At 73.0% G+C, this 15,855-nt stretch carries 11 protein-coding genes; 4 read left to right on the top strand and 7 right to left on the bottom strand.

Features of this window, described 5'->3' with window-relative positions; genetic code table 11:
• The 3 genes from ftsH to KBX34_RS22770 all read right to left on the bottom strand — a co-directional run.
• Positions 1 to 1,675: ATP-dependent zinc metalloprotease FtsH (gene ftsH / locus KBX34_RS22780; RefSeq protein WP_210926807.1), on the bottom strand; the 1,675-nt coding region annotated here is incomplete at its 3' end.
• 529 nt (positions 1,676 to 2,204) lie between these two features.
• Positions 2,205 to 2,780, bottom strand: coding sequence for a hypoxanthine phosphoribosyltransferase (gene hpt, locus KBX34_RS22775; protein ID WP_179781302.1), 576 nt, complete (start codon positions 2,778 to 2,780; stop codon positions 2,205 to 2,207).
• 100 nt (positions 2,781 to 2,880) lie between these two features.
• Positions 2,881 to 3,018, bottom strand: a complete 138-nt coding sequence (locus KBX34_RS22770; RefSeq protein ID WP_185755438.1) for a hypothetical protein — start codon at positions 3,016 to 3,018, stop codon at positions 2,881 to 2,883.
• A 150-nt stretch (positions 3,019 to 3,168) separates the two neighbouring features.
• On the opposite strand from KBX34_RS22770, the gene KBX34_RS22765 reads away from it, so the two are divergent.
• A complete protein-coding gene (locus KBX34_RS22765) occupies positions 3,169 to 4,131 on the top strand; it encodes a GlxA family transcriptional regulator (protein ID WP_099849138.1) in 963 nt (320 codons plus the stop codon).
• 7 nt (positions 4,132 to 4,138) lie between these two features.
• On the opposite strand, the gene tilS is transcribed toward KBX34_RS22765, so the two are convergent.
• The 3 genes from tilS to dacB all read right to left on the bottom strand — a co-directional run bounded on the left by tilS (position 4,139) and on the right by dacB (position 8,100).
• Positions 4,139 to 5,131, bottom strand: a complete 993-nt coding sequence (gene tilS / locus KBX34_RS22760; RefSeq protein ID WP_210926805.1) for a tRNA lysidine(34) synthetase TilS — start codon at positions 5,129 to 5,131, stop codon at positions 4,139 to 4,141.
• A 10-nt stretch (positions 5,132 to 5,141) separates the two neighbouring features.
• The gene (locus KBX34_RS22755; protein ID WP_088950548.1) at positions 5,142 to 6,212 is read right to left on the bottom strand and encodes a zinc-dependent metalloprotease; all 1,071 of its coding nucleotides are present in this window, start codon (positions 6,210 to 6,212) and stop codon (positions 5,142 to 5,144) included.
• A 103-nt stretch (positions 6,213 to 6,315) separates the two neighbouring features.
• Positions 6,316 to 8,100 (bottom strand): D-alanyl-D-alanine carboxypeptidase/D-alanyl-D-alanine-endopeptidase, encoded by a 1,785-nt coding sequence (dacB, locus tag KBX34_RS22750; protein ID WP_374223716.1) that lies wholly within the window; start codon positions 8,098 to 8,100, stop codon positions 6,316 to 6,318.
• Between the two features lie 302 nt (positions 8,101 to 8,402).
• Here dacB and KBX34_RS22745 point away from each other — a divergent pair, with 302 nt between their 5' ends.
• Positions 8,403 to 8,909 (top strand): inorganic diphosphatase, encoded by a 507-nt coding sequence (locus tag KBX34_RS22745; protein ID WP_088950549.1) that lies wholly within the window; start codon positions 8,403 to 8,405, stop codon positions 8,907 to 8,909.
• A gap of 32 nt (positions 8,910 to 8,941) precedes the next feature.
• Here the strand turns inward: KBX34_RS22745 and eccD are convergent, their stop codons facing one another.
• On the bottom strand, positions 8,942 to 10,345 hold the full coding sequence (gene eccD, locus KBX34_RS22740) for a type VII secretion integral membrane protein EccD (RefSeq protein ID WP_210926804.1): 1,404 nt from the start codon (positions 10,343 to 10,345) through the stop codon (positions 8,942 to 8,944).
• A gap of 101 nt (positions 10,346 to 10,446) precedes the next feature.
• Here eccD and eccCa point away from each other — a divergent pair, with 101 nt between their 5' ends.
• Positions 10,447 to 14,430, top strand: coding sequence for a type VII secretion protein EccCa (eccCa, locus tag KBX34_RS22735; protein WP_210926802.1), 3,984 nt, complete (start codon positions 10,447 to 10,449; stop codon positions 14,428 to 14,430).
• A 74-nt stretch (positions 14,431 to 14,504) separates the two neighbouring features.
• On the top strand, positions 14,505 to 15,845 hold the full coding sequence (gene mycP / locus KBX34_RS22730) for a type VII secretion-associated serine protease mycosin (protein ID WP_210926800.1): 1,341 nt from the start codon (positions 14,505 to 14,507) through the stop codon (positions 15,843 to 15,845).
• Positions 15,846 to 15,855: the final 10 nt, after the last annotated feature.

Here is a 15,855-nt window from a genome sequence, read left to right as displayed (position 1 = left end):
CCGAGTCGGAGTAGTCCCGCTCGTGGCCCATGTTGCGACCGAGGAACGGCTCGTCTCCGCTGGTGCCGTACTTGATCGCACCGAGCTTGGAACTCATGCCGTACTGGGTGATCATCGCGCGGGCCAGTTGGGTGGCCTTCTCGATGTCGTTGCCGGCACCGGTGGTGGGCTCGTGGAAGACCAGCTCCTCGGCGGCCCGGCCGCCCAGCGCGTACGCCAGGGTGTCGATCATTTCGGCGCGGGTCTGGGTGTACTTGTCTTCGGTCGGGAGCACCAGGGTGTGGCCCAGCGAGCGGCCACGCGACAGGATCGTCACCTTGTGCACCGGCGCGGCGTGCGGCAGCGCCCAGGCGACCAGCGCGTGCCCACCCTCGTGGTACGCGGTGATCTTCTTTTCGTTGTCGCTCATCACCCGGGTCCGTCGCTGCGGACCGGCGACCACCCGGTCGATCGACTCTTCCAGCGAGTCGTTGGTGATCGCCCGCTGCTCCTTACGAGCGGTGAGCAGGGCCGACTCGTTGATCACGTTGGCCAGGTCGGCGCCGCTGAAGCCCGGCGTGCGACGGGCCACCGCGTCGAGGTCGACGTCGGGCGTGAACGGCTTGCCCTTGGCGTGCACCCGCAGGATTGCCTTGCGGCCCTCCATGTCGGGGGCGTCCACCGGGATCTGCCGGTCGAACCGGCCCGGGCGCAGCAGCGCCGGGTCGAGGATGTCCGGCCGGTTGGTGGCCGCGATCAGGATGACTCCACCCTTGGTGTCGAAGCCGTCCATCTCGACGAGCAGCTGGTTGAGCGTCTGCTCCCGCTCGTCGTGGCCGCCGCCCATGCCGGCGCCACGGTGCCGGCCGACGGCGTCGATCTCGTCGACGAAGACGATCGCCGGGGCGTTCGTCTTGGCCTGCTCGAACAGGTCACGGACCCGGCTGGCGCCGACGCCGACGAACATCTCCACGAAGTCGGAGCCGGAGATGGAGTAGAAGGGCACCCCGGCCTCGCCGGCGACCGCGCGGGCCAGCAACGTCTTACCGGTGCCGGGCGGGCCGAACAGCAGCACGCCCTTCGGGATCTTGGCGCCCAGGGCCTGGTACTTCGCCGGGTTCTGCAGGAAGTCCTTGATCTCGTACAGCTCTTCGACGGCCTCCTCGGCACCCGCGACGTCCGCGAAGGTCGTCTTCGGAGTGTCCTTGGTGATCATCTTGGCCTTGGACTTGCCGAAGTTGAGCACCCGGGAGCCGCCGCCCTGCATCTGCGACATGAAGAACAGCAGCAGGAGCACGAGCAGCGCGATCGGCAGCAGGTTGACCAGCAGGCTCACCCAGATGCTGTCCGACGAGACCTTGGCGTCGGCCGGGCCGGTGACCCGGTTGTTCGCCTTGGCGTCCAGCACCTCGTTCCAGATCTGGTCGCCAGCCTGGTACGGGAACTGAGCCTCGATCTTGTTGGTCTCGGTCTTACCGAACTTGGTCTTCTGGGCCAGGTCGAGCTGGAGCGTCTGCTCCTTGTCCTGGAAGACAACTTTGTTGATCTTGGCGGTGTGCAGCTGATCGAGCGCAACGGAAGTGTCCACGCGGTGGTAGCTGGGACCAGCGGTGAACAGCTGACTGAGCACAACGGCGCCGAGGATGACCAGGATGATCCAGACCACCGGTCGGCGGAAGAAACGCGTACGTTCCATACTGTTGTCGAGCGCCGGGGCGCCCGCATCCTCCTGATCGACGTCCTGACCGTCTGATGGTGTCGCCGCGGTGAACGGCAGCCGGAGCCGCCGTGCGGGCCGGCCTCGACCCCGAGGCGCGAAACTGCCGCGCCGCGGTCATTCGACGGTACACCGTGTACGCGAGGAGTGAGCTTGCGAGCCCCGCAGTCGTGCACCATCAAAAGCCGCGCGTACGCGAGAAGCGAGCTTGCGAGCCTCCGCACCAGGCGCACCTTCGGGATCGACGGCACGCACCGTGGGCAGGCCCACCAGCCCGGCACCGAACGTACGGCGGGTCCGGGTAGGAACCGGCGTGGCGGGGAGTCCTGCCCGGCCACCTGAACGCCCGGTCACGCGGTCGAGGGGGTCGAGCGCGGAGTTACCTCCGGGCCACCGTGGTCCACGGTAACCGCAAGAGCTGAGAGCGCGCTGAACGTCGGCTTGATGGATGCCGATGCGAGTTTGCCTCACGACGCCGCCGGGTCGCCCCGACAGCTCGCGTCCCGCGTCAGGAGCGGGCGTAGACCTCGGGCTTGAGCACGCCGACGTACGGCAGCTCCCGGTAGCGCTCACCGAAGTCCAGGCCGTACCCGACCACGAACTCGGTGGGGATGTCGAAGCCGACGTACTTCACCGGGACCGGCACCTTGACCGCGTCCGGCTTGCGGAACAGCGCGACCACCTCGACGCTGGCCGCCGAACGCGACTCCAGGTAGCGCAGCAGCCAGGAGAGGGTGAGCCCGGAGTCGACGATGTCCTCGACGACCACCACGTGCCGGCCGGCGATGTCCCGGTCCAGGTCCTTGAGGATGCGGACCACCCCGGAGGAGGTGGTGCCCTGGCCGTAGGAGGAGATGGCCATGAAGTCCAGCTCGGCCGGCGGACCGTTGCGGCCCAACGCCCGGGCGAAGTCCGCCATGAACATCACCGCGCCCTTGAGTACGCACACCAGCAGCAGGCCGTCAGTCACGTGGGAGTAGTCGGCGGAGACCTGCTTGGCCAGCTCCGCCGTCTTCTCGCGGATCTGCGCCTCCGAGATGATCACGTGGTCGATGTCGGCGTCGTACCAGGAGCCGTCAGCCATGACTCCTAGCCTGCCGTACGTCGGATGGCCTCCGTCGGCGGGGCCGCACCTTTTGGCGCGGTCCCGCCAGGGATTTTCTCGGCAAATTACGCTAATCACATCAGTTGGTGCGTGACCGCCAGCGGCGGCCGTCGTCAGTGGGCTTCCAGTCGGCCGAGTCGTGGCTGTCGGCGGTGAGGCCGGCGGCCGAGGCGGCGACGAGCAGGACGAGGAACAGGAGGAAGAACAGGAACTCCATGGCGGCGCTCGCTTTCGCATGATTGCTGTCGGTTTCGCCGCCGGTGCGCACCGGACTGAGACCAGTCTGCGACCACTCACGCCGACCGGACAGTGGCAGCAATGCCATTGGTCATCGATTTACTGCCACCCATCGGGTTACCCTCGTCACATGCTGCGGTCCATCGCCGTTCTCGCTCTCGACCAGGTCGCCCCCTTCGAGCTCGGCGTGCTCGCCGAGGTGTTCGGCACCGACCGCACCGCCGACGGTTTCCCCGGCTACCGCTTCCAGGTGTGCAGCCCCGACGGTGCTCCGGTGCGAACGTCGTCCGGCTTCCACCTCACCCCGCACGCCGACCTCGGCCCGGTCGACGAGGCCGACCTGGTGGCCATCCCCGCGCACAGCCAGGGCACCACAGTTCCCGGCCCGGTGCTGGACGCGCTGCGCCGGGCCGACGCGCGCGGCGCACACCTGTTCAGCGTCTGCTCGGGCGCCTTCCTGCTCGGCGAGGCCGGCCTGCTCGACGGCCGGGAGTGCACGACCCACTGGCGGTACGTGGACGAGCTGCAACGCCGCCACCCGCTCGCCCGGGTGCGCTGCAACTCGCTCTACGTCCAGGACGGTCGCCTGCTCACCAGCGCAGGCACCGCGGCCGGCATCGACGCCTGCCTGCACCTGATCCGCCAGGAGCACGGCTCGGCCACCGCGACCCGACTGGCCCGGCGGATGGTGGTCCCGCCGCACCGCGACGGCGGCCAGTCCCAGTACGTCGAGGCGCCCATCCCGAAGGCACCCGAGGCGCCCACCCTGGAGCCGGTGCTGGAGTGGCTGATGGGTCACCTGGACCGCGCGATCACCGTGGAGGAGCTGGCCGCCCGCGCCGGGATGGCGCCCCGCACGTTCGCCCGCCGTTTCCGCGCCGAGACCGGCACCACCCCGCACGACTGGCTCACCAACCAGCGGGTGCTCCTCGCCCGACGGCTGCTCGAAGAGACCCCGTTGAGCGTGGAGGCGGTCGCCGACCAGGCCGGCTTCGGCGATGCTGCGGCGCTGCGGCACCACTTCAGCCGCCGGGTCGGTGCGACCCCGCACAGCTACCGGACCACCTTCCGGGACCGGGCGCACAGCGCCTGACCAGGACTCAGCCCGGGGTGACGGGTGACAGTCGGTCGGCGCGGCGGAGCACCCGGACACCGCCCGGCAGATCGGTCGGGCCCTGGCCGTGCCAGTCGGTGACCAGCGCGTCCAGCGCGGCGACGTGCCGGTGTGACAGCGCCCCCGGCAGGGCGCCCAGCTCACGAGCCCAAGAGTGCAGCACCCGGCCGCGCACGGCGGGAACCAGGCCGACCAACTCCGGCACCGAGAGGCCGCCGGCAGGGTGCCGGGCCGCCGCCAGTGCCGTTTGCGCCAACTCGTCCAGCGCGGCGTTGTCGGCCGCCACCAGCCGGGCGGTACGCGCGAGGTTGTCCACCACGCCGGGACCGAGCGCGCGTACCAGCGCCGGCAGCAGGTCGGCCCGCACCCGGGACCGGGCGTACGACGGATCGGCGTTGTGCGGATCCTGCCATGGGCTCAGCCCCAGCACGGCGCACGCGGCCCGTGTCTGGTCCCGGCTGATCTCCAGCAGAGGGCGCAGCAGCGGCACACCGTCCCACTCCCGCCGGGCGGGCATCCCGGCCAACCCGCGGGGGCCGGCGCCCCGGGCAAGGGCGAGCAGCACCGTCTCCGCCTGGTCGTCGCGGGTGTGCCCGGTCAGCACCGCTACCGCGTTCTGCTGTTGGGCCGCCTCGGCCAATGCCTCGTAGCGGGCCTCCCGGGCGGCCGCCTCCGGCCCACCTGGGCGCCCGGCCACCTCCACCGGCACCACTGTCGTCGACGAGAACCCGACCTCGCGGCCCCAGGCGGCCACCGCCTCGGCGCGCTCGGTGGAGCCGTCCTGCAAGCCGTGGTCGACGGTGACGAGCACCGCGCTGCGGCCCATCCGAGGCGCCACGAACACGGTGGCTGCCGCGAGGGCGAGCGAGTCGGCGCCGCCGGAGCAGGCGACCAGCACCGGCCCGTCGGACGACAGACCGGTCAGAGCGCGGCGAACCGCCACCCGGATCGCGGCCACCGGCGGGGCGAGCGCGGCCACCGGCGGGTGATCAGCCAGCGGCCGGGATGGTGCCGGCCGGGCCGTGCACCCGGGCGACCCAGGCGTCCGGGTCACCCAACTCCGACAGCCGGGGCAGGGTGAGCGGCGAGTTGAAGATCGAGTTGAACCCCTCCATGCCGACCCGTTCCACCACACCGTGGACGAACTTGCGTCCCTCGGCGTACTGGCGCATCTTGACGTCCACCCCGAGCAGCCGGCGGATCGCCTTCTCCACCGGGTTGCCCGCCTCCCGGCGTCGGTTGAACGACGCCCGGATCCGCTCCACGCTGGGGATCACCTGGGGGCCGACGCCGTCCATGACGAACTCGGCGTGCCCCTCCAGCAGGGTCATCAGCGCGGTGAGACGGTCCAGTACGGCCCGCTGCGCGGGGGTCTGCACGATGTCCAGCACGCTCGTGCGGCTGTCCGGGTCGCGGACCACGTCGGACAGCGTGGAAACGCCCCGCCGCAGACGCTCGACCATGTGCTCGCCGCCGCTGGACGAGGCGTCCACGAAGGCCTGCACCTCGCTCAGGAAGTACGCGCGCATCCACGGGACCGCCGTGAACTGGGTGCGGTGGGTCACCTCGTGCAGGCAGACCCAGAGCCGGAAGTCCCGGGGGTCGGCGCCCAGCTTGCGCTCCACCTCGACGATGTTCGGTGCGACCAGCAGCAGTTGGCCCGGGTCGGCCGAGAAGACCTCGTACTGGCCGAGCACCCGGCCGGAGAGGTACGCCAGCACGGTGCCGGCCTGGACGCCGGTCAACCGGGACCCGATCGCCTCGGTCAACGCGCCCGGCTGCTTGTCACCGGAGAGCCGGCTCACCAGCGGAGTGATCACCTCGCGGAGACCGGCGATGTTGGTCGCGGCCCAGTCACGCCGGTCGACCACCCGCACCGGCGGGTGCGCCACCTGCGCCTTCAGCCCCGTGTAGTCGGCCACGTGCCCGGCCGCCTCGTCGGTCAGCCGACGCAGGTCGCCGACCACGTCGGTGGCCTCGGTGTACGACACCCGGGGGCCCGACTTGCTCAGCGCCCCCGCGGTGGCGGCGGCCAGATCCCAGTCCACGAACTGCGCCATGGACCCACCGTACCCGCGCCGCGACACCCCGGCCCGGCCTCGCGTCGCCGCTCGACACCGATGGCGGTCGCCGGCAGGCGCGGAGACCCGCGACAGGCGACGGTCAGCGGCAGCCGCAGCCGGCCAGGGCGGCGGCGATCCGGTCCAGCGCCGGTTGGGCGGTCTCCTTGCCGCCCGGCACCTGGTCGGTGAGCACCGCGAAGGTGAGCAGCCGACCGTCTGCGGTGGTGACCAGGCCCGCGATGGAGTGCACGGCGGTCAGCGTGCCGGTCTTGGCCCGGACGCTGCCCGCACCGGGAGCGGTGCCGGGTGCGGTGCGGTAGCGCTCGTCCAAGGTCCCGGACCAGCCGCCAACCGGCAGACCACCGAACACGCCGGCCAACTCCGGATGGTCCGGGCTGGCCGCCAGCCGGACCAGGTCGGTCAGCAGCGACGGGCTGATCCGGTTGCGTCGGGACAGCCCGCTGCCGTCGGAGAGGGTGATCTCGTCCGCCGGCAGGCCCAGCTCGGCCACCTCCGCGTCCATCGCGGCGGCGCCCCCGTCGAACGAGGCCGGCTGGTTGCGGGCCAGAGCGACCTGACGGGCCAGCGCCTCGGCCACCAGGTTGTCGCTCTCACTGATCATGATGTCGACCATCCGGATCAGCGGTGGGGACTGCACCACGCCCAGCTCGGTGCCCGGTGCCGGGGTGCCACCGGCGGCGGCCTGGGCCGGGGCCGCGCCACGCTTCACGGCGTCGGTGGGCACGCCGAGCAGTCGGGCGAACGACTTGCCGGCGGCCAGGTCCGGCTCGGCGAACCGCTCGGCGGCCCCGTGTTCGGCGCCCGGGTCCCTGCGCCCGCCGTCGGTCATCAACGCGGTCACCGCGCCCCCGGACCCGCCGGTGGGGATGTCGGCGTCCCAGCCTGGGCCGTAGACCGGGCCGGAATAGACCGAGCCGTCCACTGTCACGCTGGTCGGGGTGGTGCCGCCGAGCGCGGTGCGCACCTGGGCGGCCAGGTCGTCGAGGCGCGCAGCTCCCGGGTAGTAGCCCTTCTTGTCGATCGCCAGGGTCGGGTCGCCGCCTCCGATGATCACCACTTCGCCGGCCTTCGCGCCGGCCACCGCACGAGTGGGTATCCGGTAACCGGGTTCTCGGGCTGCCAGGACGGTCACCGCGGTCGCCAGCTTGGTCACCGAGGCGGGCACGGTGCCGTCGTCCGCCCCCTTGGCGAACAGCGTCTGGCCGGAGATCACGTCGGCCACCGAGACGTTCACCCGGCTGCCCAGGACGGCGGCACCGACCAGCGGGTCGAGCGCGGCACGTACCCCGTCGGGGGTGGGCACCGGGGCGTTCGGGTCCGGGCCGGCCAGCACGTCCGACGGGTTGGGCTCCGGGGTCGCCCCGGCGGCGTTCGACGCAGACTCGGGCTCGTCGCCCAGCCACCCGGCGACCGGGCCGGGCCGGGCGACGACGACTCCGACGCCGGCGAGCACCAGCAGCAGCACGACCGCCAACACCACAGGTAGCCGCCGGCGGCCCGACGCGACGGGCGCGGGCGCCGGCCCGGCGTCACCGGGCGCGGGCAGTGCGGAGATCGGCGGACCCAGCGGTGGAACCCGACCGGGGTCACTCGGACCGGGGCCCTGCGGGCCGGTCGGTGCCGGACTGACCGGAACCGCAGCGCTGCCGCGCGGCGGGCCGCCCGAGGCGGGGCTGACCGGGACCGAAGCGCTCCCACGCGACGGGCCGCCCGAGGCGGGGCTGACCGGAACCGAGGCGCTGCCGCGCGACGGACCGCTCACCGGCCGGTCGCCACCGACCACCGGAAAGCGACCCGGGTTCGGGCTGGGCGGGGGCGACCCGGTCGGCGAACGCCAGGGCAGCGGCGCGGGCCGCTCGGGCATCCGCTCCGAGCCCGGGTTCGCTGGCTCCGGGGCCCGTGGGAGGTGGGCGTCGGGCACCGGGACCCGCCCCGTCGCACCGCCGGATCCGGATCGTCCGGTACCGTGCGCGGAGCCCCCGTCCGGGCGGTAGTGTGAATCTTCCCTCCCCACGACCCCCTCCTCCCCCAGCGAAAATCGGCTTGGGTGACACTACTTCGGTCCGAAGACTATGCGGCGGCCGGAGTCGGCGGGTGGGCATTCACCTGTCCGGAGGGGCGCCAGTGGTTCCGTTAGCCAGCGTGGGCAGACGAGGGAGCGTGCAGATGGATTTCGACGTGACGGTTGAGATCCCCAAAGGTCACCGGAACAAGTACGAGGTGGACCACAAGACCGGCCGAATTCGGCTGGATCGCACCCTCTTCACCTCGACTCAGTACCCGGCCGACTACGGGTTCATCGAGGGCACTCTGGGCGAGGACGGCGACCCGCTGGACGCGCTGGTGCTCGTCCCCGAGCCGACCTTCCCGGGCTGCCTGATCCGCTGCCGCACCATCGGCATGTTCCGGATGACCGACGAGAAGGGCGGGGACGACAAGGTCCTCTGCGTGCCCTACGAGGATCCTCGCCAGGAGCACCTGCGCGACATCCACCACCTCGGCGAGTTCGACCGGCTGGAGATCCAGCACTTCTTCGAGGTGTACAAGGACCTGGAGCCCGGCAAGTCGGTGGAGGGCGCGACCTGGGTCGGCCGCACCGAGGCCGAGGCCGAGGTCCACGCCTCCTACAAGCGGGCCAGGGACGCTGAGGCGCGCGGCGAATCCATGCACTGACCGACCGCTGACGCACCGGGCCCGGGGGCCGCTCAACCGAGCAGCCCTCGGGCCCGGTCGTACAGGTCGAGCACCGCGCAGGCGATCGGCACCACGGCGACCACCAGGGCCGTGTCGGTGAGGTCCGCGACCCTTCCGACGTACGGCGAGACCGGCCGACGGGCGTACGAGGTGCCGGCCGCGGCGGCCACCAGGGCCAGCGCCGCACCGCCCAGGACCAGCGCCAGCCGCCCTGTGTCGTCGGCTCGGCCGACAAGTGCCGCGCCCAGCACCGCGTAGCCGGCCAGCCCGGCGAGCACCGTCGGGACCCGGTGTCGCAGTGCCACGAACAGCCGCGACCGCAGCAGCAGCACGGCCGAGGTGACCGCCACGAGCACCCGGCCGGCCGTTCCGCCGACCGCCCCGAGGACGACCGCCGCGGCCACCGCCAGCAGAGCGTGCCCGATCAACATCCCGGTGAGCATCTCCTCGGTGCGGGTCACCGCGGCGTGTACCCGACTCCGGTCCGGCAGGTCCCGGGCCCGCTCCGGCTCTTCGGCGGGGGCCGAGGTCGGCAGGGTGATGGGCGGCAGGGGCAACTTGCCCAGCCGGATGGCCAGCAGCGGGATCACGCCGACGGCGAAGACCAGTGCGCTGAGCAGCACCGCCGCCGTGCCGGCCGGGGTCAGCAGCAGTCCGCCGAGCGCTGCGCAGGCGCCGGTCAGTCCGACCGTGACACCGGCCACGAAGACCCGCAGCCGGCTGGCCACTCCGAGCAGGCCGATCAACGCCACCAGCAGCAGCGCCACCGAGCCGGCCAGCAGCTCGGGAGCGCCCACCCAGCGGGCCGGCCCGAACGGCACGACCGGGTCGCCGGAGCCGACCGCGAGGGCGCCGGCCGTGAACGCGTACGGCAGCGCGTAGCCGCCGAGCGTCGCCCCGGCGGTGCCGTCGCCGTTGGCGCGGGAGGCCACCGCGCCGGCCACGGTGAGCAGCAGCGCCACGGCGGCGGCAGCCAGCCAGCCAGGCCGGTACGTCGGCCCACCGGCGAGCAGGGCGAGCAGCCCGACGGCGAGCGGCACGCCGGCACCGGCCAGACCGGCGGCCCGGGTGGCGGTGGGCGACCATGCGCCGCCCCGGCGACGGGCACCGTCGGCGATCGCCTCGACCACGTCGTCGTACTCCAGCTCGGGCCAGTGCGCGCGGGCCGGCACCAGGTGCAGCACCTCGCCGTCGCGGACGCCCTGGGGAAGCAGCGCCTGGGCGGTCGCGAGCAACGCGCCGTCGGTGCGGCGCAGGACCCAGCCACCGTGCTGTTCGCCGTCGTCGGCCAGCCCGACACCGGCGTGCCGGAGCACGTCGGGCAGCAGCTCGGCCAGGGGCACCTGCTCCGGCAGGGCGACGTCCACCCGTCGTTGCGGCGCGCTGATGGTGACGCGTGCCAGCCCGGTAGTCATCGACTGGTCTCCATATCGAGGGGGATCGGAGGCTGCGCGGACGACAGGACTTTACCTACCATGAGTCCGGCTCGGGTTACCCAGCGCTGTCAGGAGGCCGAGTGTCCACCGTCGTCATCAAGCGTCCGCCACGTCGACCAGCGCCGGAGATCCCCGGCGGCGAGCTGCCGGTCGAGGCCCCACCGGAGATTCCCGTGGTGGCCGGCGGGCGGTGGCAGCAGATGCTCATGCTGCTGCCCATGCTCGGCGGCACGGTGGCGATGGCCATGATGTTCGGCCGGGGCGGTGGCGCCTACTCGTACGTGGTGGGTGGGATGTTCGGGCTCTCCTCGCTGGCGATGTTGGTGACGTCCTGGGGCAGCGCCTCCGGCACCCCGAAGAAGTCCGAGATGATGGCCGCCCGCAGGGAGTACCTGCGGCACCTGGCCACGCTGCGCCGGCGGGTGCGGCGGACCGCCGGGCAGCAGCGGGCCGGGCTCTTCTACCGGCACCCGGACCCGGGCGGGCTCTGGTCGACGGTGGACAGCCACCGGGTCTGGGAGCGGCGCCCCGCCGACCCGGACTTCGCGGTGGTGCGGGTCGCCGTCGGGCCACAGACACTGGCCACCCCGCTCGTCCCACCGGTCACCCGGCCACTGGAGGAGCTGGAGCCGATGACCGCCGGCGCGCTGCGTCGCTTCCTGGACGCGTACTCCGTGGTGCCGGACCTGCCGGTGGCGCTGTCGCTGCGCAGCTTCGCCCGGGTGCACGTCCGGCCCGCCGGCCGCACCGGGGGTGGCGGGCCGGCCACCAGCGGGCCGCCCACCGGTGACCCGGGGGCGCAGGCGCTGGTCCGGGCCGTGCTGACCCAGCTGGCTGTCTTCCACGCCCCCGACGAGCTGCTCGTCGCGGTGTGCGCGGGACCGGAACGCCGCGCCTGCTGGGAGTGGGTGAAATGGCTCCCGCACGCCCACCACCCCAGCCGCACCGACGCGCTCGGCCCGGTACGACTGGTGACCAGCTCCGCCGCCGAGCTGGAAGCGCTGCTGGCCGACGTGCTGGCCAGCCGCTCCCGGTTCAGCCCGGCCGGCCCAGCCACCGACGGCCCGCACGTGGTGGTGGTCCTCGACGGCGGCGAACTGACCGGGGCCAGTGACCTGACCGGTGACGGCGGCATCGACGCGGTCACCGTGCTGGACCTGGACACTCCGCCGCCCCGGCTGCTCGACCGGTACGCGCTGCTGCTGGAGCTACACGGCCGGCGACTGCATTCGCGGTCGTCCGACGGGCATGCCGAGGTGGGCATCGCCGACCAGCTCGACCTCGCCGACGCCGAGGCGGTCGCCCGACGGTTGGCGCCGCTCCGGCTCGCCGGTACGGCACGCGGGCCGGACGCCCCGCTCCAGGCCGACCTGGGCCTTCCCGAGCTGCTCGGTCTCGGCGATCCGGAGAGCTTCACGGCCGAGCAGGGCTGGCTGCCACGCTCGGCGCGGGAGCGGCTGCGGGTGCCGATCGGGGTGGGCACCGACGGCGGTGCCATCGAGCTGGACCTCAAGGAGTCCGCCCAGGACGGGATGGGCCCGCACGGCCTGCTCATCGGGGCGACCGGTTCCGGCAAGTCCGAGCTGCTCCGCACGCTGGTGCTGGGATTGGCGGCCACGCACAGCTCCGAGCAGCTCAACTTCGTGCTGGTCGACTTCAAGGGTGGTGCCACCTTCGCCTCGTTCGACCGGCTGCCGCACACCGCGGCCGTGATCACCAACCTGGCCGACGCGTTGCCCCTGGTCGACCGGATGGTCGACGCCATCAACGGGGAGCTGGTCCGCCGTCAGGAGCTGCTGCGGCGCGCCGGCAACTTCGCCAGCGTGCGCGACTACGAGCGGGCCCGGGCGGCCGGCAGCCCACTGGCCCCGCTGCCGTCGCTGCTGCTGATCTGCGACGAGTTCTCCGAGCTGCTCTCCGCCAAGCCCGACTTCATCGACCTGTTCGTGCAGATCGGCCGGCTGGGCCGGTCCCTCGGTGTGCACCTGCTGCTCGCCAGTCAGCGACTGGAGGAGGGACGGCTTCGCGGGCTGGACACCCATCTGTCGTACCGGATCGGACTGCGTACCTTCTCCGCACTGGAGTCCCGCACGGTGCTCGGGGTGCCGGACGCGCACGAGCTGCCCCGCTCGCCCGGCCACGGCTACCTGCGCGCCGGCACCGACCCGCTGGCCCGGTTCAAGGCCGCGTATGTCTCCGGTGCCGTCCGCCGTCGGAGCGCGACGGCCGGCGTCGCCGTCGAGGGCGGCGCGCGGCTGCTCACCTTCACCACCCACGTCGTGCCGGTGCCCGAGCCGACCGCCCCGGTCGTGCCCGTCGTCGCCGAGGAGGAGGGCAGGGGCACACTGCTCGACCTGCTGGTGGACCGGCTCGTCGGGCAGGGCCCACCGGCGCACCAGGTCTGGCTCCCGCCGCTCGGTCAGCCGCCGACCCTGGACGAGCTGCTCGGCCCGGTCGAGGTGGACCCGCAACGCGGCCTGACAGTGGGCAACCCGGAGCTGCACGGCGCACTCGGCGTGCCGCTGGCCGTCGTGGACAAGCCGTTGGAGCAACGCCGGGACCTGCTCTGGCTGGCCCTGGACGGCGCCGCCGGGCACGTCGCGCTGGTCGGCGCGCCGCAGAGCGGCAAGTCCACCGCGCTGCGCACGCTGATCTGCGCGCTGGCGCTCACCCACACACCGGGCGAGGTGCAGGTCTACTGCCTGGACTTCGGTGGTGGCGGGTTGGCCGCGCTGCGCCACCTTCCGCACGTGGGCGGGGTCACCGGCCGGGCCGACCCGACCGCCGTCCGGCGCACCGTCGGCGAGATGACCACCCTGCTGGCCGATCGGGAGCGCCGCTTCGCGGAGCTGGGCGTGGAGTCGATGGCCACGTACCGGCAGCGCCGCGCCGCGGCGGGAACGACCAACCAGCCGGGCGTCGACCCGTTCGGTGACGTGTTCCTGGTGATCGACGGTTGGAGCACCGTCCGAGGCGAGTACGACGACCTGGAACCCCTGGTCACCGACCTGGCCACCCGGGGCCTGTCGTACGGGCTGCACGTGGTCGCCACCGCTCTGCGCTGGCTGGACTTCCGCCCGGCGATCCGGGACCTGTTCGGCTCCCGCCTGGAGTTGCGCCTCGGCGACCCGTCCGACTCGCTCGTGGCCAGGCGTGCGGCGGCGAACGTGCCGGAGCGTCCGGGTCGAGGGGTGACCGCGGAGGGGCTGCACTTCCTCACCGCGCTACCTCAGCTCGCCGCCACCAACGGGGACACCGCCGACCTGGTCAAACGGGCTGCCGACGGGTGGGCGGGTCCTCCGGCGCCCCGGGTCCGGCTGCTCCCGCCCGTGCTGCCGTACGCCGATCTGGACCTCGCCGCGACGACCGGGCTGCGCTTGCCGATCGGGATCGCGGAGGCGGACCTGCGCCCGGTGCTGCTCGACTTCGCCACCGAGCCACATTTCGTGATCTTCGGGGACTCGGAGTGCGGCAAGTCCTCGTTCCTCCGCGCGCTGGCCACGTCGATCACCACCCGGTTCACTCCCGAGCAGGCCCGGGTGATCCTGGTCGACTACCGGCGCAGCCTGCTGGGCGCCATCGAGACGCCACACCTGATCGGGTACGGCACCGCTGCGGCGCACACCGCCGAGCTGGTCGAGTCGGCCGCCGGCTATCTGGAACGGCGGGCCCCCGGGCCGGAGGTCACCCCGCAACAACTGCGGGACCGCTCCTGGTGGTCTGGCCCCGAGCTGTTCGTGCTGGTGGACGACTACGACCTGGTGTCGTCCGGTCCTGCGAACCCGCTGCAGGCGCTGGAGGAGCACCTGCCGCACGCCCGTGACGTCGGGCTGCACCTGGTGCTGGCCCGTCGCTCCGGTGGCGCGGGCCGTGCCCAGTACGAGCCGATCGTGCAGCGACTGCGGGAGCTGTCCACCGCTGGTCTGGTGATGGCGGGCAGCCCCGAGGAGGGCGCACTCGTCGGATCGGTGCGACCCGGCCCGCTGCCGCCGGGCCGTGGCCGACTGGTCACCCGGCGAGAGGGCGTACGCCTCGTTCAGCTCGCGCAACTTCCGCCACCGTGACCTGACTCGCCGGTTCTTCCCGTGACAGGTGGGGAAACCGGTAATCTCCGATCGTCATGGTTCCGTCGGGATGAATGGCTGAGGATGTGACTGGGGTTCGGCACAGCGGTCCGTCAGTGGCCCGCCGGACGGCAGGCCGGGCGCTGCTCGGTGTGGCCGCGGCGCTCGCTGTCGTGGCCCCGACCGCGGCGGCCGCCCCCGTCGCCGCGCCCACCAACGGCGGACAGCTCGCCGGCGCGCCGATGGCGTTCGCCCCCGGTGACACCGTCACCCGCACCGACCAGGTCCGCGACGAGCAGTGGCAGCTCGACGAGTTGCGGGCCGACACGGCCTGGCGCAGCTCGACCGGCCGGGGCGTGATCGTCGCGGTGGTCGACTCCGGAGTGGACGGCAATCATCCCGACCTGGTCGGCCAGGTGCTGCCCGGTAAGGATCTGGTCGGCCCCGAGGGTGGGGCTGGTCCGGATCCGGTGGGGCACGGCACGACGGTCGCCGGCCTGATCGCCGGGCGCAGCGACGACAAACGAGGCGTGGTGGGCCTGGCACCGGACGCCCGGATCCTGCCGGTCCGGGTGCTCGACGAGCAGAACCGCTACGACGACGCCTTGATCGTCGCCCAGGGGGTCCGCTGGGCCGTCGACAACGGCGCCCGCGTGATCAACCTGTCCCTGGGCGGCAGCGGCGACAGCCCGGCCCTGGCCGCGGCCCTGGACTACGCGTTCGTGCGGGACGTGGTCGTGATCGCCTGCACCGGCAACCTGGCGACCTCCACGAGCACCAAGGTCTGGTACCCGGCCCGCGAGCCGGGCGTGATCGCGGTCGCCGGCCTCGAACGCAGCAGCGACAACCTGTGGTCCGGGTCGATCACCGGCCAGGCGACGGTGCTCACCGCTCCCGCCAGCGGGCTCGTCGGCGCCAAGTCTCCCGACGGGTACTGGCGGGTGCAGGGCACCAGCTTCGCGGCGCCACTGGTGACGGCCACCGCCGCGCTGGTCCGGTCCCGCTACCCGCAGATGCCCGCCGGCGAGGTCGTCAACCGGTTGCTGGCCACCGCCCGGGACCTCGGCCCGACCGGGCGGGACGACCGCTTCGGGTACGGGGTGGTCGACCCGGTGGCCGCGCTGACCGCCCAGGTGCCGCCGGTGACCGCCAACCCACTGGACGACCAGACGTCGCCGGGCGTGACGGGTTTCGGCCCCGCCCCCGGCTCGGCCGACGACGAGCCGGTGGCCGGCGCCGGCAGCGACCCGCTCGGTCTCGCCGCACCCCGCCAGCAGACCAGGTGGACGGCCCGGGCGGCGGGCGGCCAGGACACCTCGGCACCGGAACAGCTGTGGACCGGAGTCGTGCTGATCGTCGCCCTGGTCGGGGGCGCCGCCCTGGTGGTGCGCCGGCTCCGGCAACGGGCCCGCTGATCGCTGCCCA

The organism is Micromonospora sp. M61 (assembly GCF_018070245.1).
Classification (GTDB): domain Bacteria; phylum Actinomycetota; class Actinomycetes; order Mycobacteriales; family Micromonosporaceae; genus Micromonospora; species Micromonospora zamorensis.
This window is presented reverse-complemented; position numbering and strand designations above follow the sequence as displayed.